Origin of the sequence: Enterobacter sp. RHBSTW-00175, assembly GCF_013927005.1 — a bacterium.
In the GTDB taxonomy this organism is placed as follows: Bacteria; Pseudomonadota; Gammaproteobacteria; order Enterobacterales; family Enterobacteriaceae; genus Enterobacter.
On sequence record NZ_CP055930.1, the window covers coordinates 127,000 to 150,666 of the forward strand.

Sequence of the window (23,667 nt, forward strand, 5' to 3'; positions counted from 1 at the left end):
TGATTTAGTGTATGATGGTGTTTTTGAGGTGCTCCAGTGGCTTCTGTTTCTATCAGCTGTCCCTCCTGTTCAGCTACTGACGGGGTGGTGCGTAACGGCAAAAGCACCGCCGGACATCAGCGCTATCTCTGCTCTCACTGCCGTAAAACATGGCAACTGCAGTTCACTTACACCGCTTCTCAACCCGGTACGCACCAGAAAATCATTGATATGGCCATGAATGGCGTTGGATGCCGGGCAACCGCCCGCATTATGGGCGTTGGCCTCAACACGATTTTCCGCCATTTAAAAAACTCAGGCCGCAGTCGGTAACCTCGCGCATACAGCCGGGCAGTGACGTCATCGTCTGCGCGGAAATGGACGAACAGTGGGGATACGTCGGGGCTAAATCGCGCCAGCGCTGGCTGTTTTACGCGTATGACAGGCTCCGGAAGACGGTTGTTGCGCACGTATTCGGTGAACGCACTATGGCGACGCTGGGGCGTCTTATGAGCCTGCTGTCACCCTTTGACGTGGTGATATGGATGACGGATGGCTGGCCGCTGTATGAATCCCGCCTGAAGGGAAAGCTGCACGTAATCAGCAAGCGATATACGCAGCGAATTGAGCGGCATAACCTGAATCTGAGGCAGCACCTGGCACGGCTGGGACGGAAGTCGCTGTCGTTCTCAAAATCGGTGGAGCTGCATGACAAAGTCATCGGGCATTATCTGAACATAAAACACTATCAATAAGTTGGAGTCATTACCAAAATGCAAATAAAACAATAAAAGCAATGATACCTGCCGCCCGCACAGCGCTATTTTTGGTCATCCTACATAAAACGATTAAATAAAATGGCCATAATAAATAAAATTGTAACTCAACACTTAATGACCAAGTATGAAGTAAAGGCTTAAGAGAAGAAAAATTATCAAAATAGCCAGACTGCATCCAGAAATAAATGTTAGAAATACCAGTTAAGGCGTAAACTGTCGAACCTGAAAGCGACGTCAGATCTTTTGGCGAAAGAATAAACAACGAACCGATATATGTTGCTGAAATAGTGAACAGCAATGCAGGGATGAGCCTTCTGGTTCTCCGGACATAAAAGCCCCCAAAGGTAAATTTCCCGGTATCTACTCCTCTTACTATCCCATTTGTAATCAAATAGCCGCTAATTACAAAGAAAATATCAACACCAGTAAATCCACCCGAAAACCCAGGAATACCGAAGTGATAAAAGATCACAGACAATACTGCGATAGCGCGGATGCCATCAATATCAGGACGATAGCCTGCTTTTACTTGTTTCCTTTCAAAAAACACTTTATCACCCATTTTACATTTTTTAAGCGGCAAAAATCTATCACGAAGATTAGTGCTATAGAAGCACTTTGTCAGAATAATCTGAATTTGTATTTAGTGAAATTGTTGGGAGTCTTAGTCTCATCGTTTACTATTAGTACCTATGCTAAGTGCTTAACCTGAGAGCAACGTGAACGATACTCAACGCCACCCAACATTTTTATTCCACGATTACGAAACCTTTGGTACCCACCCGGCGCTGGACAGGCCATCCCAGTTTGCCGCCATCCGTACCGATGAAGATTTCAATATCATTGGCGAGCCGGAAGTCTTTTACTGCAAGCCCGCTGATGACTACCTGCCGCAGCCAGGTGCTGTCATGGTGACCGGCATTACGCCGCAGGAAGCTCGAGATAAAGGGGTTAACGAGGCTGACTTCGCTCGCCGTATCCACGCTCTGTTTACCGTCCCGAATACCTGTGTGGTGGGTTACAACAACATCCGCTTTGATGATGAAGTGACGCGCAACATCTTCTACCGTAATTTTTACGATCCGTACGCCTGGAGCTGGCAGAACCGTAATTCACGCTGGGATTTGCTCGACATCATGCGCGCCTGCTATGCGCTGCGCCCGGAGGGTATCAACTGGCCGGAAAACGACGATGGCTTGCCGAGTTTCAGACTGGAACACCTCACCCGCGCCAATGGCATTGAACACAGCAATGCCCACGATGCGATGGCGGATGTTTACGCCACTATCGCCATGGCAAAACTGGTGAAGGCTGCACAGCAGCGCCTGTTTGAGTATCTGTTAAGCCATCGCAGCAAGCACAAGCTCACCACGCTGATTGATGTCCCGCAGATGAAACCGCTGGTACATATTTCCGGGATGTTTGGTGCCTGGCGCGGGAATACCAGCTGGATTGCCCCTCTGGCCTGGCACCCTGACAATCGCAATGCCGTGATTATGGTCGATCTGGCCGGTGACATTTCGCCGCTACTGGAGCTCGACAGCGATACACTGCGCGAGCGACTGTATACCCCAAAAAATGAACTGGGCGACCTGCCCGCGGTTCCGGTCAAACTGGTGCATATCAACAAATGTCCGGTACTGGCGCAGGCCAACACGCTGCGCCCGGAAGATGCTGAGCGCCTCGGAATCAATCGCCAGCACTGCCTGGATAACCTCAAAGTGCTGCGTGAAAACCCAGAGGTGCGTGAAAAAGTAGTCGCCATTTTTGCTGAAGCAGAGCCGTTTGTGGCATCTGATAATGTCGATGCGCAACTGTATAACGGCTTTTTCAGTGATGCCGACCGCACCGCCATGAATATCGTCCTGAATACCGAACCGCGTAACTTACCGGCACTGGATATCACCTTCGCTGACAAGCGCATTGAGAAGCTGATGTTTAATTACCGGGCACGTAACTATCCCGGTACGCTGGATGAGGTGGAGCAAGAACGCTGGCTCCAGCATCGCCGTAACGTCTTTACACCAGAGTACCTTCAGCAATACGCCCAGGAGCTTGAGTCGTTATATAACCAGTACGAAGGCGATGCCGAAAAGCAGGCGCTATTAAAAGCCCTGTTCCAGTACGCACAAGAGATAGTCTGAGTTACAGGTATAAAAAAGCCGGAGGCGATGTCTCCGGCTTTTTTTTGCCCACTGACGTGGGCTTAAGGATTTGCTGGCAAGTCGTTATGCAACGTCTTCGTACTGAGGAACCGGGTTGCGGAAACTCTTGGTTACGCAAGCCAGATAAATCAGACCAATACCGCCCCAGATCAGACCCAGAACCATTGAGCTTTCTTCCAGGTTAATCCACAGCGCGCCAACGGTCAGCGCACCACATACCGGCAGGAACAGGTAGTTGAAGTGGTCTTTCAGCGTTTTGTTACGCTTCTCACGGATCCAGAACTGAGAGATCACGGAGAGGTTCACGAAGGTAAATGCCACCAGCGCACCGAAGTTAATCAGCGCCGTTGCGGTTACCAGGTCAAAGTTGATGGCCAGCAGAGCGATGGCACCAACCAGCAGCACGTTCCACGCCGGAGTACGCCATTTCGGATGAACGTAGCCGAAGAAACGGGTTGGGAACACACCGTCACGACCCATCACGTACATCAGACGAGAAACACCTGCGTGCGCCGCCATACCGGATGCCAGAACGGTTACGCTTGAGAAGATCAGCACGCCCCACTGGAAGGTCTTGCCTGCAACATACAGCATGATTTCAGGCTGTGACGCATCCGGATCTTTAAAGCGAGAGATATCCGGGAAGTACAGTTGCAGGAAGTAAGAAGCACCAATGAAGATGATGCCGCCAATCAGCGCAGTCAGGAAGATGGCGCGAGGGATCACACGCTCGGCATCTTTCGTCTCTTCAGACAGAGAAGAGATACCGTCGAAGCCCAGGAACGAGAAGCACAGGATAGTCGCACCAGTAATCATCGGCACAACGTGCGCACCTTCAGACCAGAACGGACGCGTGCTCGCCAGCGTACCTGCGCCTTCACCGTGGGACACACCGTAGATGATCAGGCCAACAATGACGGAAACAATACCCATTTGCAGGATAACAATCAGGGTGTTGAAGTTCGCCACGGTCTTGATGCTGCGCAGGTTAGAGATGGTCATAAAGGCCACCAGCGCAACAACGAAGATCCACGATGGTACGGAAGGCACCAGCGCTTCAAAGTAAATTTTTGCCAGCAGAATGTTGATCATCGGCATGAACAAATAGTCCAGCAGGGATGACCAGCCCACCATAAAGCCAACCGCCGGGCTAATGGATTTCTGAGCATAGGTGTAGGCAGAGCCAGCGGACGGGAAACGACGAACCAGTTTACCGTAGCTCAGCGCTGTAAAGAGAATGGCGACCAGCGCAAAGGCGTACGCCGTTGCAACGTGACCGTCAGTAAGGCCTGATACGATACCGAATGTATCGAACAGCGTCATTGGTTGCATATAGGCAAGGCCCATCATAACAACCGGAATCAACGTAAGTGTCTTACGTAATTCCACGCGAGAGGTTTTTGGAGTTGCGTTAAGCGACATGGTTAATCTCCTTTACGGTGATAACCGCCACGTAAGCGAAAAATTGCCCCATTTTCTGTATTCCTCAGCGACAACAACTGTCGGATTTTAGTAAATATCTATCCGGTACGAAGCCCGGCCTCTTGGTTTTTAGTTTCGTTTCATACATGCAAAAAAAAATAACCGACGCCTTTTATATCGTCGATTATTCATTTGTTTGCAGCGGCGGCATTTTGCCCTATTCCTGACACAAAAGGCAATAGATTGAGAAGCACAACAATAATTTCTTTTCACTAACCGGTTGATTTATCAACATCAGGCGGAGTGTAAACCGCAGCGATAGCACTATTTGCTAAAATTTCGGCTCGCCACCAGGCGCTTGCAAGCCCGGCTGTTTGTTCATTCCAGCCAACCCACACAGATTCATTATTACTTTGTGCGACGACCTGCTTCTCAACCAGCGCGCCGCTTTCAATATATCGTTGCGCCAAATAACGCGGAAGGTAACCGCATCCGAGCCCGCTTATTTGCAGCTCAAGCTTGGTTTTAAAATCGAATACCGTAATCGCTTCCTGGCAATCTAGCTGCTGCGCGGGTGTCATATATTCAGGGTGCGAGCTGTCTCCCACCACAATAGCCCTAAATCCTCTGAGAGTACGACGATTAATCGGCTCAGGCTCTTGCGCTAACGGGTGATGTGGCGCAACGGCAAATACTTGTTCCAGAATGCCCAGTCGCGCAAAACCGAAATCGCTCAGTTGAGGCGGTTCATGCAATGCACCAACAATGATATCCGCTCTCCCCTGCGTTAACGCATCCCAGGAGCCACCCAGTACGCCATTAATAAAGATTAACCGTGTCACGCTGTGGCGCTGATAAAACGCTTCGATAAGCGGCGTCAGAAGAGAAAAAGGAAAGGTATCATCGACGCCTATCACCAGCTCATTTTCCCAGCCCTGGTGAAGCTTAATGGCTTGTTTTTCCAGTTCACGTACCGTGTGCAGGACTTCACGACCCTTTTCCAGCAGCATCTGGCCGGTACGGGTAAAACGCGCACGATGCCCGGAGCGATCAAGAAGCTGGATATTCAGATCGCTCTCCAGTTTATGCACGGTGTAACTCAGCGCTGAAGGCGTTTTGTAGAGCTTCGCCGATGCAGCCGCGAAGCTCCCCTCTTTTTCCAGCGCATCCAGAATAATAAGAACATCCAGCAACGGTTTCATGTTCGCCCCCACGCGGCGTGCGACCACCCCCGCTGATGGTGTTATTCCATGGGCATCACCAGCGGATCGGGATACTGATACTCAAATCCCAGTTCATGACAAATACGATTGCCATCAATGACTTTACCTTTACTTTCACCCTGCGCATCTCCAAAAACAGGTGGAGCCAGGCCCAGCTGGCGCGCCATCAGCGGATAAAATGTGCGTCGCGAAGGATGAGAGGGTGCACATATATTATAGATGTGCCCACCCTTAGGAGCCTGTAACAACAGCTCAATTGCGCCGATCACATCCTCAAGATGCACAAGATTGACACCATGTTGCCCGTCAGGAGCCGATTTTCCGGCAAAGAAACGCCCTGGGTGACGCCCGGGCCCTACCAACCCCGCCAGACGCAGAATATCCACCTGAGTACCAGGCAGATTATGCAGCCAGTCTTCCAGCTCTTTCAGTACCCGGCCACTGGCGGTGACAGGGTGGCGCACAGTGTTCTCTTTCACGGTGCCATCGACATCACCGTACACCGATGTCGAGCTGGTAAAAATAATGCGCGGAACATGGTGTGCAAGCGCACTATCAACAATCTCCTGCACCGCCTGTAAGTAGAATGATTCACCGGGGCCGCTGCGTCTTGCCGGGAGCGTTATCACCAGTGCATCAACGCCCATTAACACATCCAGATCGTCAGCGTCACACACCAGCTCTGGTTCCAGACGCAGTTCGATACCATCGATACCGCACATCCGCGCCGCTTCGACCCCATCTGCAGTGGTTTTACTCCCGGTCACTTGCCAGCCTTTCGCTGCTAATGACATTGCCAGTGGCATCCCTAGCCACCCTAAACCGACAATTGCGACCTTTTTCATGTGATTTCTCCTGACTCTCTTACATCTGTATTAAGGCTACGCCAGCCCCGCAGAACACACAATTCATAGCATCAATATGAAATGAATTAATGATCAAAAAAAGCCCTTGCTTTCTGCGGTGCAAGTGGTTTAGGTTAAAAGGCATCAAATGAATAAGCATTCATCGAGAAAATTTATGACACGCGTTCAATTTAAACTTCACCATCATCACCATCATCCTGACTAGTCTTTCAGGCGATGTGTGCTGGAAGACGTTTGGATCTTCCAGTGGTGCATGAACGCAAGAGAAAGCCCCCGGAAGATTTTCTTCCGGGGGCTTTTTTTTGGACTGAATTCAGACAGGTTAAAACAGGTTAACGAGGAATAAATAATGTTAGATAACTCACGTTTACGCATAGCTATGCAAAAATCCGGCCGTCTTAGTGATGATTCACGCGAATTGCTGGCTCGCTGCGGGATTAAAATCAACCTGCACACTCAGCGCCTGATTGCCCTGGCTGAGAATATGCCAATTGATATTCTGCGCGTGCGTGATGACGATATCCCGGGCCTGGTGATGGATGGCGTCGTTGATCTTGGGATCATTGGCGAAAACGTACTGGAAGAAGAGTTACTGACCCGCCGTGCACAGGGTGAAGACCCGCGCTACTTCACCCTGCGTCGTCTGGACTTCGGTGGTTGCCGTCTGTCTCTTGCAACCCCGGCGGATGAAGCATGGGATGGCCCGGCGGCACTGAACGGCAAACGTATCGCAACCTCTTACCCTCACCTGCTGAAGCGTTATCTGGATCAAAAAGGCGTGCAGTTCAAATCCTGTCTGCTGAACGGTTCTGTTGAAGTTGCTCCACGCGCTGGCCTCGCTGATGCCATTTGCGACCTGGTGTCTACTGGCGCAACTCTGGAAGCAAACGGCCTGCGTGAAGTGGAAGTGATTTACCGTTCCAAAGCCTGCCTTATCCAGCGCGATGGCGAAATGGACAGCGCCAAGCAGCAGCTTATCGACAGACTGCTGACCCGTATTCAGGGTGTGATTCAGGCTCGCGAATCAAAATACATCATGATGCACGCACCAACAGAACGTCTTGATGAAGTTATCGCCCTGTTACCTGGCGCTGAACGCCCAACCATTCTGCCGCTGGCAGGCGATCAGCAGCGTGTGGCGATGCACATGGTGAGCAGCGAAACCCTGTTCTGGGAAACCATGGAAAAACTGAAAGCACTGGGCGCAAGCTCTATTCTGGTGCTGCCAATTGAGAAGATGATGGAGTAATTGCCATGAGCTTTAACACAATCATCGACTGGAATACGTGTACCGAAGAGCAACAGCGTGAACTGCTGATGCGCCCGGCGATTTCCGCCTCAGAGAGCATTACTCGAACCGTGGCGGAGATCCTCAACAACGTCAAATCCCGCGGCGATGAAGCGCTGCGCGAATACAGCGCAAAGTTCGATAAAACAGAAGTTGGTGCGCTGAAAGTCACCGAACAAGAAATTGCCGATGCCAGCAACCGTCTGGGTGATGAGATCAAGCAGGCGATGGCTGTGGCGGTGAAAAACATCGATACCTTCCACACCGCGCAAAAGCTGCAAATCGTTGATGTGGAAACCCTGCCAGGCGTGCGCTGCCAGCAGGTAACGCGCCCGGTCGCCTCTGTGGGGCTCTATATTCCTGGCGGTTCGGCACCTCTGTTTTCAACCGTATTAATGCTGGCCACCCCGGCGCGTATTGCCGGGTGTCAGAAAGTGGTCCTCTGCTCCCCACCGCCGATTGCCGATGAAATTCTGTATGCCGCTAAGCTCTGTGGCGTGCAGGAGATTTTTAAAGTGGGCGGCGCGCAGGCCATTTCTGCTCTGGCTTTCGGCACTGAATCTGTCCCGCAAGTCGATAAGATTTTTGGGCCTGGCAATGCGTATGTGACTGAAGCCAAACGCCAGGTCAGCCAGCGTCTGGACGGCGCTGCAATCGATATGCCTGCCGGCCCGTCTGAAGTGCTGGTGATTGCCGATAGCGGCGCAACCCCTGATTTTGTGGCGTCCGACCTGTTATCTCAGGCTGAACACGGCCCTGATTCACAAGTGATTTTGCTGACGCCGGACGCCGACATGGCCAGACGCACAGGCGAAGCCGTGGAACGCCAGCTCGCTGATTTGCCACGTGCCGATACCGCCCGCCAGGCGCTGTCCGCCAGCCGCCTGATTGTGACGCACAGTATTGAGCAGTGTATTGCCATCTCTAACCAGTACGGTCCGGAGCACCTGATTATTCAGACCCGCAACGCGCGTGAACTGGTTGATGGCATCACCAGCGCGGGCTCCGTCTTCCTGGGTGACTGGTCACCAGAATCAGCTGGCGATTACGCCTCCGGGACAAACCACGTGCTGCCCACTTATGGCTATACGTCTACTTGTTCCAGCCTGGGGCTGGCGGATTTCCAGAAACGCATGACCGTGCAGGAACTCTCCCGCGAAGGTTTTGCATCACTGGCATCCACCATTGAAACCCTGGCCGCCGCAGAACGTCTGACCGCCCACAAAAATGCCGTTACGCTGCGCGTTGCAGCCCTGAAGGAGCAAGCATGAACATCGAAGAATTAGCTCGCGAAAATGTCCGTCGACTGACTCCGTATCAGTCTGCGCGCCGCCTGGGCGGTAACGGCGATGTGTGGCTGAATGCCAATGAATTCCCGACGGCGGTGAAGTTTGAGCTGTCTCAGCAAACGCTGAACCGCTACCCGGAGTGCCAGCCAAAAGCAGTTATTGAGAACTATGCCGCCTATGCTGGCGTAAAACCTGAGCAGGTGCTGGTCAGCCGTGGCGCCGACGAAGGCATTGAGTTGCTGATCCGCGCCTTCTGCGAGCCGGGCAAAGATGCCGTTATGTACTGCCAGCCGACCTACGGCATGTACAGCGTGAGCGCAGAAACCTTCGGCGTGGCGTGTCGTAACGTGCTGTCGCTGGACAACTGGCAGCTGGATCTTGACGGTATTGCGAAAAACCTCGATGGCGTGAAAGTGGTGTTTGTGTGCAGCCCAAACAACCCGACCGGGCAGATTATCAACCCACAGGATATCCGTACGCTGCTGGAGATGACCCGTGGCAAAGCTCTGGTTGTCGCGGATGAGGCCTACATCGAATTTTGCCCGCAGGCATCCCTCGCCGGCTGGCTCGAAGAGTATCCGCATCTGGTCGTATTGCGCACACTGTCGAAAGCCTTTGCCCTTGCTGGCCTGCGTTGTGGTTTTACGCTGGCCAATAAAGAGGTCATCGACCTGCTGATGAAAGTGATTGCCCCTTATCCGCTGTCCACCCCTGTTGCGGATATTGCCGCTCAGGCACTGACACCGCAAGGGCTTGAGGCAATGCGCGGCAGAGTGGCGCAAATCCTGAATGAGCGTCAGTATCTGGTCAATGCGCTAAGAGAGATAGCCTGCGTTGAGCAGGTTTTCGACTCTGAAACAAATTACATCCTGGTGCGGTTTATCGCCTCCAGTGCGGTATTTAAATCCTTGTGGGATCAGGGCATTATCTTACGAGATCAAAATAAACAACCTTCACTGAGCGGTTGCCTGCGTATTACCGTGGGGACCCGTGAAGAGAGCCAGCGCGTTATTGACGCCCTGAATGCGGAGAAAGTATGAGCCAGAAGTACCTTTTCATCGATCGTGACGGCACCATTATTGCCGAGCCACCAACCGATTTTCAGGTCGATCGTCTCGACAAACTGGCTTTTGAAGCTGATGTGATCCCGGTATTGCTCAAACTGCAAAAAACCGGGTTTAAGCTGGTGATGATCACCAATCAGGATGGTCTGGGCACCAGCAGTTTCCCGCAGGCGGATTTTGATGGCCCGCATAATCTGATGATGCAAATTCTGACCTCGCAGGGTGTGGAATTTGAAGAGGTGCTGATCTGTCCGCACCTCCCGGCAGATAACTGTGATTGCCGTAAGCCGAAGGTAAAACTGGTAGAGCGTTACCTGGCCGAAGCCGTGCTGGATAAAGCCAACAGCTATGTCATTGGCGATCGCGCCACCGACATCACGCTGGCTGAGAACATGGGTATTTCTGGCCTGCGCTATAACCGCAGCGATCTCAACTGGGCGCAGATTGGCGAACAGCTGACCAAACGCGACCGTTACTCCCACGTTGAACGTAATACCAAAGAGACGCAGATCGACGTGAAGGTGTGGCTGGATCGTGAAGGCGGCAGCAAGATCCACACCGGCGTCGGCTTCTTCGATCACATGCTGGATCAGATTGCCACCCACGGTGGGTTCCGCATGGAAATTGCCGTAAAAGGCGATCTGTACATCGACGATCACCACACTGTTGAAGACACTGGCCTGGCGCTGGGCGAAGCGCTCAAGCTGGCGCTGGGTGACAAGCGCGGTATCAACCGTTTTGGCTTTGTTCTGCCAATGGACGAGTGCCTTGCGCGCTGTGCGCTGGATATTTCTGGCCGCCCGCACCTGGAGTACAAAGCAGATTTCGCATACCAGCGCGTAGGCGATCTCAGCACTGAAATGGTTGAACACTTCTTCCGTTCACTTTCCTACACCATGGGTCTGACGCTGCACCTGAAAACCAAAGGCAAGAACGACCACCACCGCGTAGAGAGTCTGTTCAAAGCGTTTGGTCGAACCCTGCGTCAGGCAATTCGTGTGGAAGGTGATGCCCTGCCCTCGTCTAAAGGAGTGTTGTAATGAACGTGGTCATTCTGGATACCGGATGCGCCAACCTGAACTCCGTTAAATCGGCTATTTCGCGCCACGGCTATGAGCCTGTGGTCAGCCGTGATCCGGACGTGGTGTTACGCGCAGACAAACTCTTTTTACCCGGCGTAGGAACGGCGCAGGCAGCCATGGATCAGATCCACGAGCGTGAACTGGTTGACCTGATTAAAGCCTGTACTCAGCCAGTGCTGGGGATCTGCCTGGGGATGCAGCTTCTGGGTCGTCACAGTGCAGAGAACAACGGCGTCGACCTGCTGGGTATTATCGATCAGGATGTGCCGAAAATGATCGACCACGGTCTGCCACTGCCGCATATGGGCTGGAACCGTGTGTACCCGAAAGCAGGAGACAGGCTGTTTCGCGGCATTGAAGACGGTGCCTATTTCTACTTTGTGCACAGCTACGCGATGCCAGTCAACCCATACACCATTGCCCAGTGCAACTATGGCGAGCCATTTACCGCTGCGGTTCAGAAAGACAATTTCTACGGCGTGCAGTTTCACCCGGAACGCTCTGGCGCCGCAGGCGCGCAGTTGCTGAAAAACTTCCTGGAGATGTGATGATTATTCCCGCATTAGATTTAATTGACGGCACCGTCGTCCGGCTCCACCAGGGTGATTACGCTCAGCAACGTGACTATGGTAATGATCCGCTGCCACGTTTGCAGGATTACGCCGCTCAGGGCGCTGAAGTGCTGCACCTGGTGGATCTCACGGGGGCGAAGGACCCGGCGAAACGCCAGATCCCTCTGCTCAAAAAGCTGGTCGCGGGCGTGAATGTGCCCGTTCAGGTGGGTGGTGGCGTGCGTACTGAAGAGGACGTTGCGGCCTTGCTTGAAGCGGGTGTGGCGCGCGTTGTCGTTGGCTCTACCGCCGTCAAAGACCCCGAAATGGTCAAAGGCTGGTTCCGCCGTTTCGGTGCAGATGCGCTGGTACTGGCGCTGGACGTGCGTATCGACGAACAGGGCAACAAACAGGTTGCCGTCAGCGGCTGGCAGGAAAACTCCGGTGTGACGCTGGAAGAGCTGGTTGATATTTATCTGCCAGTAGGCCTGAAACATGTCCTTTGCACGGATATCTCACGCGACGGGACGCTGGCAGGTTCGAATGTTTCTTTGTACGACGAAGTCTGCGCGCGTTATCCGCAGATCGCCTTCCAGTCCTCTGGCGGTATTGGGGATTTGGCCGACATCGCCGCTCTGCGCGGTACAGGTGTTAGCGGCGTGATTGTTGGACGCGCCTTACTGGAAGAAAAATTTACTGTGACGGAGGCGATTCAATGCTGGCAAAACGGATAATCCCTTGCCTGGACGTACGTGACGGCCAGGTAGTGAAAGGCGTGCAGTTCCGCAACCACGAAATCATTGGTGACATCGTCCCTCTGGCAAAACGTTATGCCGATGAAGGTGCTGACGAGCTGGTATTTTACGATATCACCGCATCCAGCGATGGACGTGTTGTGGACAAAAGCTGGGTTGCACGCGTGGCGGAAGTGATTGATATTCCATTCTGCGTGGCTGGCGGTATCAAGTCTTCGGAAGATGCTGCCAAAATTCTCTCCTTCGGGGCAGATAAGATCTCCATCAACTCACCGGCACTGGCAGACCCTGAGTTAATCACCCGTCTGGCTGACCGCTTTGGCGTGCAGTGCATTGTGGTGGGTATCGATACCTGGTTTGACGACGCAACGGGCAAGTATCACGTTAACCAGTATACCGGTGACGAAAGCCGTACCCGCGTAACCCAGTGGGAGACGCTGGACTGGGTACAGGAAGTCCAAAAACGCGGCGCAGGCGAAATCGTACTGAACATGATGAACCAGGACGGCGTACGTAACGGTTACGACCTGGAGCAATTGAAAAAAGTGCGTTCGGTGTGCCATGTGCCGCTGATTGCCTCCGGTGGCGCGGGAACCATGGAGCACTTCCTGGAAGCCTTCCGCGATGCATCCGTAGACGGCGCGCTTGCCGCATCCGTGTTCCATAAACAAATTATCAATATTGGTGAGTTAAAAACGTACCTGGCAAATCAGGGCGTGGAGATAAGGGTATGTTAACAGAGCAACAACAGGCACAGCTGGACTGGGAAAAAACTGACGGATTATTGCCAGTCGTTGTACAACATGCCGTATCAGGTGAAGTCCTGATGCTGGGATATGTGAACCAGGAGGCGCTGGCTAAAACGGTCGACAGCGGTAAAGTCACTTTCTTCTCGCGCACCAAACAGCGCCTGTGGACCAAAGGTGAAACTTCGGGCCATTTCCTGAACGTGGTCAGCATTACGCCGGACTGTGATAACGACACCCTGCTTATCCTGGCAAACCCAATTGGCCCGACCTGCCATAAAGGCACCAGCAGCTGCTTCGGTGATGCTAGCCACCAGTGGTTGTTCCTGTATCAGCTTGAACAGCTGTTAGCGGAACGCAAAACGGCGGACCCGCAAAGCTCGTATACCGCGAAGCTGTACGCCAGCGGTACGAAACGTATTGCGCAGAAAGTGGGTGAAGAAGGGGTAGAAACGGCTCTGGCGGCGACCGTACATGACCGCGAAGAATTGACTAACGAAGCCTCGGATTTGATGTATCACCTGCTGGTGCTACTGCAAGACCAGGATCTCGATTTAACCGCGGTTATTGAGAATCTGCGTAAACGCCACAAATAAAAAAAAGACCGGGGAAACCCGGTCTTTTTTTGTCTGCTTATCAGGCTTTTGGTGTGTAGCTGCGTAACGCGTTACGAACCAACACCACGCTTGAACCGATAATCCCACCCAGCAGCACCGCCAGAATCATCGTCAAAACGCGTTTCGGACTGTCACGTTTGATCGGAAGGTCTGGTTTCATTACGTAGCGATAAACATGGATAGTTGAAGGGTCGACATTAAGGTTTTGAATATCCAACAAATTTTGCTTAGTCTGATAGTATGCTGGAGAAAACACCAGTGGGCGGGAGGACTCATTTTGAACCATTGAGCTCAGTGCCTCTGTACCCAGCAGGAACATCGTTTCCTGCGTGACATCCTGAGTTTGCTGAATCTGAGGAGAGATAATTTTAGCAGCCTGGGCATTTTTAAGTGCTTCTATGATCTGCTTAATACGCAGATCTTTTTGCTCCTGGGCGACCTTCTCCTGGTTATCAAGGGAATCTTTCAGCGTTGAAATCTGCTGTTTGATATTGTCTTTCAGGTCAGCGCTCAGCTCTTTTGCGGTCTGCTCATCAACCTGCTGGATATACAGTGCCAGTTGTTTTTGCGAAGCTTCTGCGCTGCTCGCTTCATAAGACACATTCAGTGGCAGAGTCTGTCCTTTAACTGATTGTTCAATGACCAGTTTTTCCGGATCTTGTTGATTATCAAGCGACTGTGACAAGGCTGAAAATGCAGAATAGAAGCGATTAATTGTGCGTAACTGCACATCGTTCATTGATGGCGCAGCGTTTCCATACAGAATGTTGAGTGCATTGTTATAGCTCGCTACTTGCGCGGCATCTGGCTGAGTAATGATTGCGTTAGACGTCCATTTCTCTTTCGTGACGAGCAGGTACGCACCAGCCAATATGATGGCTATAACGACAAACACACTGATCGTCCATTTACTTCGCCAAAGTTGCATTACTAAATCAATCAAATCAATTTGCTCGCGGTCATCGCTACGAGTGACTGCGTTATTGTTGTTATGCGTCATACAATCCCTAACGGTAAAAGCATAAAAATATTATTTGTATAGTTTATCCTGTACTGACGATTTTTCTATAGGAATCCTATGAGTTATCTGTTCACAGGTGAAGTTTTGCTAACCCGGCACTTAGCGGTATGATGCACACCATCTTTTGCGCATAGCGCATCGCGATATTTGTTACTGAAGAGGATTGGTATGAAATTTTTGGTCACCGGAGCCGCTGGTTTTATTGGCTTTCACGTCAGCGAACGACTTCTGAAGGCGGGCCATCAGGTTGTGGGTATTGATAACCTGAACAGCTACTACGATGTGAGCCTGAAGCAAGCCCGACTGGATCTTTTGGCGTCTGAGAATTTTACGTTTCGCAAACTTGACCTCGCCGACCGTGAAGGGATGGCTGCACTCTTTGCTGAAGAGAAGTTTGACCGGGTTATTCACCTGGCTGCTCAGGCAGGCGTGCGTTACTCGCTGGAAAACCCTCATGTCTACGCCGAATCTAACCTGATTGGGCACCTTAACGTTCTGGAAGGCTGCCGCCATAACCAGGTTCAGCATTTAGTTTATGCGTCTTCCAGCTCCGTGTATGGCCTGAACAGCAAGATGCCATTCTCTACCGATGATTCAGTGGATCACCCTGTATCTCTGTACGCGGCCACCAAGAAAGCAAATGAGCTGATGGCGCACACCTATTCGCATCTTTACGGTCTGCCAACCACCGGGCTGCGCTTCTTTACCGTTTACGGCCCGTGGGGTCGCCCGGACATGGCGCTGTTTAAGTTTACCAAAGCGATGCTCGAAGGTAACAGTATCGATGTGTATAACTACGGCAAGATGAAGCGCGACTTTACCTATATCGACGATATCGTCGAAGGTATCATTCGCCTTCAGGACGTCATCCCACAGCCAAATCCGGAGTGGACTGTTGAAACGGGTTCTCCTGCGTCAAGTTCCGCGCCGTACCATATTTACAACATCGGCAACAGCGCGCCTGTTGAGCTGATGGATTACATCACCGCACTCGAAGAAGCCCTGGGCTCCGAAGCGAAAAAGAACATGATGCCTGTACAGCCAGGTGATGTGCTGGAAACCAGCGCAGACACAAAACCCCTTCAGGATGTGGTTGGCTTTAAGCCACAAACCTCGGTAAAAGAAGGGGTTAAGAATTTTGTAGACTGGTATCGCAATTTCTACAACGTCTAAAAACAACAATGCCCGGCAGTGCCGGGCATTTTTTTACGCGTTATCTGCAATAACCATCAGTCACTGCCAAACAGATCGCGGGTATACACTTTATCCGCCACATCTGCCAGCTCATCCGCCATACGGTTAGAGATGATCACATCCGCCTCTTTCTTAAAGGCATCCAGGTCACGAACCACACGGGAGTGGAAGAACTCATCTTCTTTCATCGCTGGCTCATAAATCACAACCTGCACACCCTTCGCCTTGATACGCTTCATGATCCCCTGAATAGAAGAGGCGCGGAAGTTATCAGAGCCGCTTTTCATGATCAAACGGTACACACCCACAACTTTCGGGCGACGCGCAAGGATGGAATCAGAGATAAAGTCTTTACGCGTACGGTTAGCATCAACAATCGCTGAGATCAGGTTGTTTGGCACAGCCTGATAGTTCGCCAGCAGCTGTTTGGTGTCTTTCGGCAGGCAATAACCACCATAACCAAACGACGGGTTGTTGTAGTGGTTGCCAATGCGCGGATCCAGGCAGACACCTTCGATAATCTGACGCGTGTTCAGACCCAGGCTTTCGGCATAGCTGTCCAGCTCATTGAAGTACGCAACGCGCATCGCCAGATAGGTGTTCGCGAAGAGTTTAATCGCTTCGGCTTCGGTGGAATCGGTAAACAGTACCGCGATATCCTTCTTAATCGCCCCTTCCTGAAGCAGTGCAGCAAAACGCTCAGCACGCTCAGAACGCTCGCCAATCACAATACGGGACGGATGCAGGTTATCGTATAACGCCCTTCCCTCACGCAGGAACTCTGGCGAGAAGAAGACATTATCAATACCCAGCTTTTCCTTGATGGATTTGGTGAAGCCTACAGGAATGGTCGATTTGATAATCATCACCGCATTCGGGTTGATCGCCGTAACATCCTTAATCACCGCTTCGACACTGGAGGTATTGAAGTAGTTGGTTTTCGGATCGTAATCGGTTGGCGTAGCGATGATGACGTAGTCCGCGTTGCGGTATGCGTCTTCTTTATCCGTCGTTGCGCGGAAATTCAGAGGTTTATTGGAAAGATAATCCTGGATCTCCTTATCAACAATCGGGGAGACTTTCTGATTAAGCATATCCACTTTGGCCTGCACGATATCCAGCGCGACCACTTCGTGATTCTGCGCAATCAGAATACCGTTTGAAAGACCAACATAGCCTGTTCCGGAGATTGTTATTTTCATCGTTCAACTTCTTCAAGTATGAGTGTCAGGAAGCGCGTTCGCACCACCGCAATAAACAACTGTTGAGGTTTTTACCTCTTATGTTTATCAGCTGTCAAGGCGAATGCCTTGCTACAGGAGTGAGATAACACAGAGGTTTATTCTGCGTTGAGAGAGCCTTGTTGCACGAAGCAAGTCAACAAGGGGGCGGAGCGATAAAAAAAGCCCGGTGGATTTCACCGGGCCTGGCTATCAGACTGGTTTAAATCAGATTAATCCAGCCATTCGGTGTGGAACACACCTTCTTTATCAGTACGTTTGTAAGTATGCGCACCGAAGTAGTCACGCTGTGCCTGAATCAGGTTGGCAGGCAGAACGGCAGCACGGTAGCTGTCGTAGTACGCCACAGCGGCAGAGAAGGTTGGAACCGGGATACCGTTTTGAACTGCATAAGCGACTACGTCACGCAGTGCCTGCTGGTATTCGTCAGCAATTTTCTTGAAGTACGGTGCCAGCAGCAGGTTTGCGATACCGGCATTTTCAGCGTAGGCATCGGTGATTTTTTGCAGGAATTGCGCACGAATGATGCAACCAGCACGGAAGATCTTCGCAATTTCGCCGTAGTTCAGATCCCAGTTGTTCTCGTCAGAAGCTGCGCGCAGCTGAGAGAAACCTTGCGCATAGGAGACGATTTTACCCAGGTACAGTGCACGACGAACTTTCTCGACGAACTCCGCTTTCTCGCCTGCTGGTTTAGCCTGCGGGCCAGACAGTACTTTAGAAGCCGCGACGCGCTGCTCTTTCAGAGAAGAGATGTAGCGTGCAAATACAGATTCGGTGATCAAAGACAGTGGTTCGCCCAGATCCAGAGAGCTCTGGCTGGTCCATTTACCGGTGCCTTTGTTCGCTGCTTCATCCAGAATCACATCAACCAGGTATTTACCTTCTTCATCTTTCTTGGTGAAGATATCTTTGGTGATGTCGATCAGGTAGCTGTTAAGCTCACCTTTGTTCCAGTCAGTGAAGGTCTGAGCAAGTTCTTCGTTAGACAGGTTCAGGCCGCCTTTCAGCAGGGAATATGCTTCTGCAATCAGCTGCATATCGCCGTATTCGATACCGTTGTGCACCATCTTTACATAGTGACCCGCACCGTCCGGACCGATATAGGTCACGCATGGCTCACCATCTTCAGCGATAGCTGCGATTTTGGTCAGGATTGGGGCAACCAGTTCGTAAGCTTCTTTCTGACCGCCAGGCATGATAGATGGGCCTTTCAGCGCGCCTTCTTCACCACCGGAAACACCGGTACCGATGAAGTTAAAGCCTTCAGCAGACAGTTCACGATTACGACGAATGGTGTCCTGGAAGAAGGTGTTACCGCCATCAATAATGATGTCGCCCTTTTCCAGATATGGCTTCAGGGAATCGATGGCTGCGTCTGTGCCAGCGCCCGCTTTAACCATTAACAGGATACGACGAGGCGTTTCCAGCGATTCAACAAACTCCTGAACCGTGTAGAACGGAACCAGTTTCTTGCCTGGGTTTTCGGCAATCACTTCTTCGGTTTTTTCACGGGAGCGGTTGAAAACGGACACGGTATAACCACGGCTTTCGATGTTGAGCGCCAGGTTGCGCCCCATCACTGCCATACCGACAACGCCGATCTGTTGCTTGGACATTCTATACTCCTGTCAGGTGTGAATTTCCTGCCACTTAACCTGGCGGCAGGTAAATAGTGAAGAATATGTTAACTCAGGATCACAGAAAGAAGGTAGCAATTGATGTCTTACAAAGGATAATTGCCACTTGTATGGTATAATCCGCAACCCCTAGTAGGCTCCATCCCTCTTTAAGACAACATTTATTGTTTTGAATAGTATCGCGATGTCATTCCACATTGACCAATTTTTGACATACCATGCATCGAAGTAAACACGCGTTTCGTAATCTATATCGTTGCGTCCACTTACCTGCCAGAGGCCTGTCATGCCAGGTTTCGCCATTAGATAGTACTCAACCGAATCACTATAACGTTCGAGTTCTTCTTGTACTATTGGACGCGGACCAACCAGGCTCATACTCCCAGCCAGAACATTAAACAACTGAGGCAATTCGTCAAGACTGGTTCTTCGTATAAATCGACCTATATGAGTAATACGTGGATCATCTTTAAGTTTAAAATCTTTTTCCCATTCGGCTCTGGACACAGGGTCAGTTGCAAGAATTTTTTCAAGAACTTCCTGCGAGTTCATTACCATTGAACGGAATTTTAGGCATTTGAATTTTTTACCACCTTTTCCAATTCGCTCATGGCCAAATATTGCAGGTCCCCCATCTTTCTTAACCTGCCAGAAGAGATATGCCAAAAGAGGAGATGCCATTATTATGATAGCTAATGAACCAAAAATATCGAAAAGGCGTTTACGTATCTGAGACGTTCTTTTTGCAAGATTATTGTTAACCCGAAGGATCATCACCTCATGGCTAAAAATAAAAGCCATGTCGGTGCCATAAAGTGGTAGACCTCGTGTTGTTGGTATAACAGAGACATGCCTGAAATTGTATTTTGCGAGACTTCTGACCCAACCGTCTCGAATATCCACCTGATCTGACTCAACAGCGATAATAAACTGCATTGATTTGTCATAGGTATTCTGTAAAAAACTTACATCGTAATTTACAATTGGACAGCCAAAAATCTCTTTCTCTTTAGAATCATCACCGATAAAACATTTAATCTTAAAGCCTAAGTTTTTTTCACTGCTAATCGCCAAATATGCATCGATTGCATTTTTTCCACATCCGATGATTATGGTATCTCTTTTCCAGAGACCAAATTTATCCAAGACTTGACGTAATAATGACCGGCCGACAGGAACCATTATGAATGCGAAGGACCAGGTGAAGACCCACAGATAGCGTGAAAAGTGCCATTTTGAGAAGGCATTAATAGCCAGATCTATAATAGCAAAAATGAGAAGTGTTCTTAGAACTTCTTTTAATTCAAACCAAAATGGTTTTCTGTAAGAGTAATGGCGAAGTCGAATCCAATACCAGGCTACGCATAGTAGACTAATAAGTACATGCGTGATTAACTTATCATTAAACTGATCCTGTAAAATAAACGCGTGTAACCCTCCAAAAATTTCGCGAACCAGTAGAATGGAAATAAAAAATGAAGATGTTATTAAGATAAAATCAAGCAATGCAGTGACTATTTTAATAATCAAAAACTTTAAACCATTGTTCATATATCGCTAAGTCCTTTTATTTCCAGAACCGTTTATGCATACTTAACTTTCTTACGATGTTAACTGGTATTCGCTTGTATTTTTTACCTAACTTATAACCTAATATTTTGGAAAAATTATTCATGCAAGCTAACAGTATGTAATGTGGTGCATTTTTTAAAAGATATCTAAACTCGGACTTTAAGAACTTACCACCTTCGCTCTTTGCACCACCAAATCGCTCACCAATCCAGGCCTGGTCACAATGGAATACGCCAATATCAAAATATCGTTTGAATTCCTCGACAGGAGAATAGTTATGAGAGTGCTTAACACTACTTAGTGGTTGATAACCCACTTTAAAACCTGACCTCAACGCATTGGCAGCGAAAAGCATATCTTCACAAAGAATAGTATTGTTTGCAAACCCACCAATTTTATTAAATGCCGAAAGTCTGTACGCTGAGAAAGAATTAGAAAGAAACACAGCTTTTATTCCTACTCCCTGAGACTTAGCATCATTTTCGTTAACAACATAACCATGATTGGAATAATTAAAAAAACGTGCATGGGATGCAACAGGGTTCGCATTATCATGCGGCAATTGTTTGCCATATGCAGCAGCTAAATCTTTGTTTTCTTCAAACAAAGTAATCAAGTTATCAATTGAGGAGCGATTCTGAAGAATTGCATCCTGCGTCATAAAAATGACTATATCACATGAATCAGCTACCAAGCTGGCACCATAATTACGAGTACCACCATGATTAAATTCGCTATTAGGGATTTGGTAAACCTCAAAACCATAGTCTTTAGCAATTTTTACCGTTTTATCATTCGAACCGGAATCGATAATAATTACACGTCCATCATAATATTTTCGGATGTTGAGTGCGGCATTTTCCCAAAGTGCACCACCATTATATGTTGGAATGACGATGGCACAATTTAAATTATTCATTGGTATCTCACTTTCAAACGAACTGATAATTTCATCACTTCAAATAAAAACCACATCCACTAGGATTTTGAATTTGGCCAAAGTATTTTTTCTTTTCTGATAAAAAACCAGAAGCATGTGATAATAAACAATTCAACCAACGCAATGGAACCCGCAACGCCATTGATACCAAAGGTATGAACCAACGGATAAATCGCAGCCAAATAACAAATAAGCGCCATCAAATAAATTCTTTTAAGATAATAACTAAAGCCTGCCGGAATAATTATAAGATTAACAAGGATCATTGAATAAGAAATAATCCCTTGCGTTATTATCATAATCATTAGCAATTTTGAAATGGCCTGAGCCTGCGAGAAAAACAAAGCAATAATAGTTTCCCCAAGAAAAACATTCCCAAGATATGCAATTACGGTCAATCCTGTAAAGATATATAAAACCGTAAGTAGCAGTTTTCTTACTTTCTCAAAATTGTGTTTTTGGAAAAGAGTACAAACATTACTAAACGTAGCCTGAACGAGTGGTATATAAAGCTGTCGTAATACATTCGCCAGTTTATCCGCAAAGCTATATAAACCGAGAGCTGCATCCCCAAGAAAATATTTTACAATAAGCGGGTTAAAGTACGTAAAGCCAAGTGTTAAGAATGAGGCTGAGAAATTATGATAACTCTCTTTCGTAATTGATATTGCTGCTGTGTATGACATATCTTCACGAGATATCATAGCAATTTTCTTTCTAACGAGAATAAACTGCATTATCAGCCCAGCGATTAGCGGAGAGAGTAACTGTAAGCCAGCCGCAGTAAGAACATCCGCTGTTGAATGGACAAATAATAGAATCAATACCAATGATAGCACTCGAGCCGAGAAATTTAGTAATGCTACGTATGAATTTTTGCCCAGCCCCTGAAATAACCATACAGGCATAACAATAGAGCACAAGGAAGAGAATGCGCCAAGCAACATTAAATTACGATCTATTGATGTCAAATTAATAAAAAGAGATAGTGTGAAAACAACAACCATAACAACACTATAAATAAACAACTTAACAAGCTGAACATTGCTGTATAATTTGTTGATCTCTTTCTTATTATCTACATTTATGCCGACTCCGCGAGCTGCTGAAAAATTAAAACCGAAGTCTACAAGAAAAATGCAAATATAACTAATGGCTTGAGCAAAGCTAACCTTACCGAAAGCTGCAACTCCGAGAACATGAGCCAAGTAAGGTATCATTACCAGTGGTAGTACTATATTTGATATTTGTACCACATATAGATAAAAGGTTTCTCGTTTAATATTCTTATCCATTAAATAAACCACTTGGCACAATGAGTTAAAAATTCGCTTTCACCAGAGTGCATATCTTTCAAATATTTTTGTTTTTGCAAAATATTCATTCTGCGATTTATAAACCTAATAAAGTCAGCAGAAAAATGAATCGTTGGATTTTCTTTTTTACTTAATCGTATATAAGTTGAAAGCAGATGTTTTTGAAGTGTGTGGCTACGTCTAATAATTGTTCGAGTGTTTTTTATTAATTGCAGGAGTGTTGTTTTTTGCTCAATCATATCCGCAGCACCAATTGTATTTCCACCATGTTGTCTATACTTAATAAGACTTTCAGGTTCAAACACAATCTTGCCAAAGCAAGCAGCGATGATAGCGATCCACCAATCATGCATACGCACGTCGTCCGGTATAGGCTCAATCATCGCTTTGAGTTCGTTATTAAATAGCATTGCACAACCAGGGATATGATTACTAATTAGAAAGTCTTTGGGATCTCCACATTCACTGCTTTTACCTGAAACACTGTAAAATGACGAATATTGGCAATTTAAATTTGAATCTACAATTTCAAGATCAGAAAAAACAAGTACAGGCCCACTATTTACTAATTCGGTTTCTTTAATTTTCCCGAGAAGGATTTCTAACTTTTCAGGTACCCAATAGTCATCCTGGTCACATAATGCAATATAGCCATTAGAACAATGGTTAATGGTTCGTTTGAAATTTTTTAATGCCCCATTCCCACCATCAGTGTCATGTATTATGATCTTCCCGGCATCAAACAACTTATGTTCTTTAATAGTGTTAATAGTATTATCTACAGACCCGTCATCACATATATTAATCATAAAATGTGAATGTGTCTGCTGTGCTATTGAGTCCAGCATTTCTGTAATATATTTACTTCCGTTGTATGTGGCCAACGCTATTGAAATTAAATCGCTCATAAACAATAC

General features: G+C 48.6%; 24 protein-coding genes and 1 other annotated feature. Of the genes, 12 read left to right on the forward strand and 12 right to left on the reverse strand.

The features are described 5' to 3' along the window. Nucleotides 1-36 precede the first annotated feature (36 nt). Nucleotides 37-734 (forward strand): IS1-like element IS1B family transposase gene (locus HV107_RS00635; protein WP_095033700.1). Its coding sequence is split into 2 segments (ribosomal slippage): nucleotides 37-286 and nucleotides 286-734, totalling 699 coding nucleotides; the frame shifts between segments, so codons are not numbered across the junction. Nucleotides 735-744: 10 nt separating this feature from the next. On the opposite strand, the gene HV107_RS00640 is transcribed toward HV107_RS00635, so the two are convergent. Then, entirely contained in the window at nucleotides 745-1,320 is a 576-nt protein-coding gene (locus HV107_RS00640; RefSeq protein ID WP_182061648.1) for an acyltransferase, read from the reverse strand. A gap of 157 nt (nucleotides 1,321-1,477) precedes the next feature. Between HV107_RS00640 and sbcB the strand changes: the two genes are divergently transcribed. Beyond that, a complete protein-coding gene (gene sbcB / locus HV107_RS00645) occupies nucleotides 1,478-2,902 on the forward strand; it encodes an exodeoxyribonuclease I (protein ID WP_182061649.1) in 1,425 nt (474 codons plus the stop codon). Nucleotides 2,903-2,986: 84 nt separating this feature from the next. On the opposite strand, the gene HV107_RS00650 is transcribed toward sbcB, so the two are convergent. From HV107_RS00650 to HV107_RS00665, 4 genes are all read right to left on the reverse strand, one after another. Continuing rightward, nucleotides 2,987-4,345 carry an APC family permease gene (locus tag HV107_RS00650; protein WP_182061650.1) on the reverse strand — a complete coding sequence of 453 codons (1,359 nt, stop codon included), beginning with the start codon at nucleotides 4,343-4,345 and terminating at the stop codon, nucleotides 2,987-2,989. After that, a complete protein-coding gene (gene yoeI / locus HV107_RS00655; protein ID WP_128738933.1) occupies nucleotides 4,335-4,397 on the reverse strand; it encodes a membrane protein YoeI in 63 nt (20 codons plus the stop codon). The genes HV107_RS00650 and yoeI overlap by 11 nt, the downstream gene beginning before the upstream one ends. 220 nt (nucleotides 4,398-4,617) lie before the next feature. Beyond that, nucleotides 4,618-5,547: a LysR substrate-binding domain-containing protein gene (locus HV107_RS00660; protein WP_182061651.1), complete on the reverse strand. Its 930-nt coding sequence runs from the start codon at nucleotides 5,545-5,547 to the stop codon at nucleotides 4,618-4,620. A gap of 41 nt (nucleotides 5,548-5,588) precedes the next feature. Further along, a complete protein-coding gene (locus HV107_RS00665; RefSeq protein WP_182061652.1) occupies nucleotides 5,589-6,413 on the reverse strand; it encodes an SDR family oxidoreductase in 825 nt (274 codons plus the stop codon). Nucleotides 6,414-6,588: 175 nt separating this feature from the next. On the opposite strand from HV107_RS00665, the gene hisL reads away from it, so the two are divergent. The 9 genes from hisL to hisIE all read left to right on the forward strand — a co-directional run bounded on the left by hisL (nucleotide 6,589) and on the right by hisIE (nucleotide 13,805). Next, complete coding sequence (gene hisL / locus HV107_RS00670) at nucleotides 6,589-6,639, forward strand: his operon leader peptide (RefSeq protein ID WP_112010712.1); 51 nt, start codon at nucleotides 6,589-6,591, stop codon at nucleotides 6,637-6,639. Beyond that, nucleotides 6,615-6,738 (forward strand) — a sequence feature (His leader region). Its footprint overlaps the gene before it by 25 nt. 45 nt (nucleotides 6,739-6,783) lie before the next feature. Continuing rightward, nucleotides 6,784-7,683 (forward strand): ATP phosphoribosyltransferase, encoded by a 900-nt coding sequence (gene hisG / locus HV107_RS00675; RefSeq protein WP_014070900.1) that lies wholly within the window; start codon nucleotides 6,784-6,786, stop codon nucleotides 7,681-7,683. A 5-nt stretch (nucleotides 7,684-7,688) separates the two neighbouring features. Further along, on the forward strand, nucleotides 7,689-8,993 hold the full coding sequence (gene hisD, locus HV107_RS00680; RefSeq protein ID WP_182061653.1) for a histidinol dehydrogenase: 1,305 nt from the start codon (nucleotides 7,689-7,691) through the stop codon (nucleotides 8,991-8,993). Continuing rightward, nucleotides 8,990-10,051, forward strand: a complete 1,062-nt coding sequence (hisC, locus tag HV107_RS00685; RefSeq protein WP_182061654.1) for a histidinol-phosphate transaminase — start codon at nucleotides 8,990-8,992, stop codon at nucleotides 10,049-10,051. Before hisD ends, hisC begins: the two co-directional genes overlap by 4 nt. Further along, complete coding sequence (hisB, locus tag HV107_RS00690; RefSeq protein WP_182061655.1) at nucleotides 10,048-11,115, forward strand: bifunctional histidinol-phosphatase/imidazoleglycerol-phosphate dehydratase HisB; 1,068 nt, start codon at nucleotides 10,048-10,050, stop codon at nucleotides 11,113-11,115. The genes hisC and hisB overlap by 4 nt, the downstream gene beginning before the upstream one ends. Beyond that, nucleotides 11,115-11,705 (forward strand): imidazole glycerol phosphate synthase subunit HisH, encoded by a 591-nt coding sequence (gene hisH / locus HV107_RS00695; protein ID WP_182061656.1) that lies wholly within the window; start codon nucleotides 11,115-11,117, stop codon nucleotides 11,703-11,705. Before hisB ends, hisH begins: the two co-directional genes overlap by 1 nt. After that, complete coding sequence (hisA, locus tag HV107_RS00700) at nucleotides 11,705-12,442, forward strand: 1-(5-phosphoribosyl)-5-[(5-phosphoribosylamino)methylideneamino]imidazole-4-carboxamide isomerase (protein ID WP_182061657.1); 738 nt, start codon at nucleotides 11,705-11,707, stop codon at nucleotides 12,440-12,442. The genes hisH and hisA overlap by 1 nt, the downstream gene beginning before the upstream one ends. Beyond that, nucleotides 12,424-13,200 (forward strand): imidazole glycerol phosphate synthase subunit HisF, encoded by a 777-nt coding sequence (gene hisF / locus HV107_RS00705; protein WP_182061658.1) that lies wholly within the window; start codon nucleotides 12,424-12,426, stop codon nucleotides 13,198-13,200. The genes hisA and hisF overlap by 19 nt, the downstream gene beginning before the upstream one ends. Further along, nucleotides 13,194-13,805, forward strand: a complete 612-nt coding sequence (gene hisIE, locus HV107_RS00710; protein WP_182061659.1) for a bifunctional phosphoribosyl-AMP cyclohydrolase/phosphoribosyl-ATP diphosphatase HisIE — start codon at nucleotides 13,194-13,196, stop codon at nucleotides 13,803-13,805. Before hisF ends, hisIE begins: the two co-directional genes overlap by 7 nt. Nucleotides 13,806-13,845: 40 nt before the next feature. Here hisIE and wzzB read toward each other — a convergent pair whose 3' ends face one another. Continuing rightward, on the reverse strand, nucleotides 13,846-14,826 hold the full coding sequence (wzzB, locus tag HV107_RS00715) for an LPS O-antigen chain length determinant protein WzzB (RefSeq protein ID WP_182061660.1): 981 nt from the start codon (nucleotides 14,824-14,826) through the stop codon (nucleotides 13,846-13,848). A 189-nt stretch (nucleotides 14,827-15,015) separates the two neighbouring features. Between wzzB and HV107_RS00720 the strand changes: the two genes are divergently transcribed. After that, nucleotides 15,016-16,020: an NAD-dependent epimerase gene (locus tag HV107_RS00720; RefSeq protein WP_182061661.1), complete on the forward strand. Its 1,005-nt coding sequence runs from the start codon at nucleotides 15,016-15,018 to the stop codon at nucleotides 16,018-16,020. A gap of 56 nt (nucleotides 16,021-16,076) precedes the next feature. Here the strand turns inward: HV107_RS00720 and ugd are convergent, their stop codons facing one another. The 6 genes from ugd to HV107_RS00750 all read right to left on the reverse strand — a co-directional run bounded on the left by ugd (nucleotide 16,077) and on the right by HV107_RS00750 (nucleotide 23,658). Then, nucleotides 16,077-17,243 (reverse strand): UDP-glucose 6-dehydrogenase, encoded by a 1,167-nt coding sequence (gene ugd / locus HV107_RS00725; RefSeq protein ID WP_182061662.1) that lies wholly within the window; start codon nucleotides 17,241-17,243, stop codon nucleotides 16,077-16,079. A gap of 251 nt (nucleotides 17,244-17,494) precedes the next feature. Then, nucleotides 17,495-18,901 carry an NADP-dependent phosphogluconate dehydrogenase gene (gndA, locus tag HV107_RS00730; protein ID WP_182061663.1) on the reverse strand — a complete coding sequence of 469 codons (1,407 nt, stop codon included), beginning with the start codon at nucleotides 18,899-18,901 and terminating at the stop codon, nucleotides 17,495-17,497. Between the two features lie 150 nt (nucleotides 18,902-19,051). Further along, nucleotides 19,052-20,473 carry an undecaprenyl-phosphate galactose phosphotransferase WbaP gene (gene wbaP, locus HV107_RS00735; RefSeq protein WP_182061664.1) on the reverse strand — a complete coding sequence of 474 codons (1,422 nt, stop codon included), beginning with the start codon at nucleotides 20,471-20,473 and terminating at the stop codon, nucleotides 19,052-19,054. A 16-nt stretch (nucleotides 20,474-20,489) separates the two neighbouring features. Continuing rightward, nucleotides 20,490-21,413 (reverse strand): glycosyltransferase family 2 protein, encoded by a 924-nt coding sequence (locus HV107_RS00740; RefSeq protein WP_182061665.1) that lies wholly within the window; start codon nucleotides 21,411-21,413, stop codon nucleotides 20,490-20,492. A gap of 59 nt (nucleotides 21,414-21,472) precedes the next feature. After that, nucleotides 21,473-22,729 (reverse strand): oligosaccharide flippase family protein, encoded by a 1,257-nt coding sequence (locus HV107_RS00745; protein WP_182061666.1) that lies wholly within the window; start codon nucleotides 22,727-22,729, stop codon nucleotides 21,473-21,475. Beyond that, nucleotides 22,729-23,658: a glycosyltransferase family 2 protein gene (locus tag HV107_RS00750; protein ID WP_259349666.1), complete on the reverse strand. Its 930-nt coding sequence runs from the start codon at nucleotides 23,656-23,658 to the stop codon at nucleotides 22,729-22,731. Before HV107_RS00750 ends, HV107_RS00745 begins: the two co-directional genes overlap by 1 nt. Between the last annotated feature and the right edge of the window lie 9 nt (nucleotides 23,659-23,667).

Coding starts and splice junctions, on each gene's coding strand:
- HV107_RS00660 (WP_182061651.1), bottom strand. CDS start 5,547: ATGAAACCGTTGCTGGATGTTCTTATTATTCTGGATGCGCTGGAAAAA.
- HV107_RS00640 (WP_182061648.1), bottom strand. CDS start 1,320: ATGGGTGATAAAGTGTTTTTTGAAAGGAAACAAGTAAAAGCAGGCTAT.
- hisA (WP_182061657.1), top strand. CDS start 11,705: ATGATTATTCCCGCATTAGATTTAATTGACGGCACCGTCGTCCGGCTC.
- HV107_RS00750 (WP_259349666.1), bottom strand. CDS start 23,658: ATGAGCGATTTAATTTCAATAGCGTTGGCCACATACAACGGAAGTAAA.
- ugd (WP_182061662.1), bottom strand. CDS start 17,243: ATGAAAATAACAATCTCCGGAACAGGCTATGTTGGTCTTTCAAACGGT.
- hisIE (WP_182061659.1), top strand. CDS start 13,194: ATGTTAACAGAGCAACAACAGGCACAGCTGGACTGGGAAAAAACTGAC.
- wzzB (WP_182061660.1), bottom strand. CDS start 14,826: ATGACGCATAACAACAATAACGCAGTCACTCGTAGCGATGACCGCGAG.
- hisB (WP_182061655.1), top strand. CDS start 10,048: ATGAGCCAGAAGTACCTTTTCATCGATCGTGACGGCACCATTATTGCC.
- HV107_RS00650 (WP_182061650.1), bottom strand. CDS start 4,345: ATGTCGCTTAACGCAACTCCAAAAACCTCTCGCGTGGAATTACGTAAG.
- hisF (WP_182061658.1), top strand. CDS start 12,424: ATGCTGGCAAAACGGATAATCCCTTGCCTGGACGTACGTGACGGCCAG.
- HV107_RS00740 (WP_182061665.1), bottom strand. CDS start 21,413: ATGAATAATTTAAATTGTGCCATCGTCATTCCAACATATAATGGTGGT.
- hisH (WP_182061656.1), top strand. CDS start 11,115: ATGAACGTGGTCATTCTGGATACCGGATGCGCCAACCTGAACTCCGTT.
- hisD (WP_182061653.1), top strand. CDS start 7,689: ATGAGCTTTAACACAATCATCGACTGGAATACGTGTACCGAAGAGCAA.
- hisG (WP_014070900.1), top strand. CDS start 6,784: ATGTTAGATAACTCACGTTTACGCATAGCTATGCAAAAATCCGGCCGT.
- HV107_RS00745 (WP_182061666.1), bottom strand. CDS start 22,729: ATGGATAAGAATATTAAACGAGAAACCTTTTATCTATATGTGGTACAA.
- gndA (WP_182061663.1), bottom strand. CDS start 18,901: ATGTCCAAGCAACAGATCGGCGTTGTCGGTATGGCAGTGATGGGGCGC.
- HV107_RS00665 (WP_182061652.1), bottom strand. CDS start 6,413: ATGAAAAAGGTCGCAATTGTCGGTTTAGGGTGGCTAGGGATGCCACTG.
- wbaP (WP_182061664.1), bottom strand. CDS start 20,473: ATGAACAATGGTTTAAAGTTTTTGATTATTAAAATAGTCACTGCATTG.
- hisC (WP_182061654.1), top strand. CDS start 8,990: ATGAACATCGAAGAATTAGCTCGCGAAAATGTCCGTCGACTGACTCCG.
- HV107_RS00720 (WP_182061661.1), top strand. CDS start 15,016: ATGAAATTTTTGGTCACCGGAGCCGCTGGTTTTATTGGCTTTCACGTC.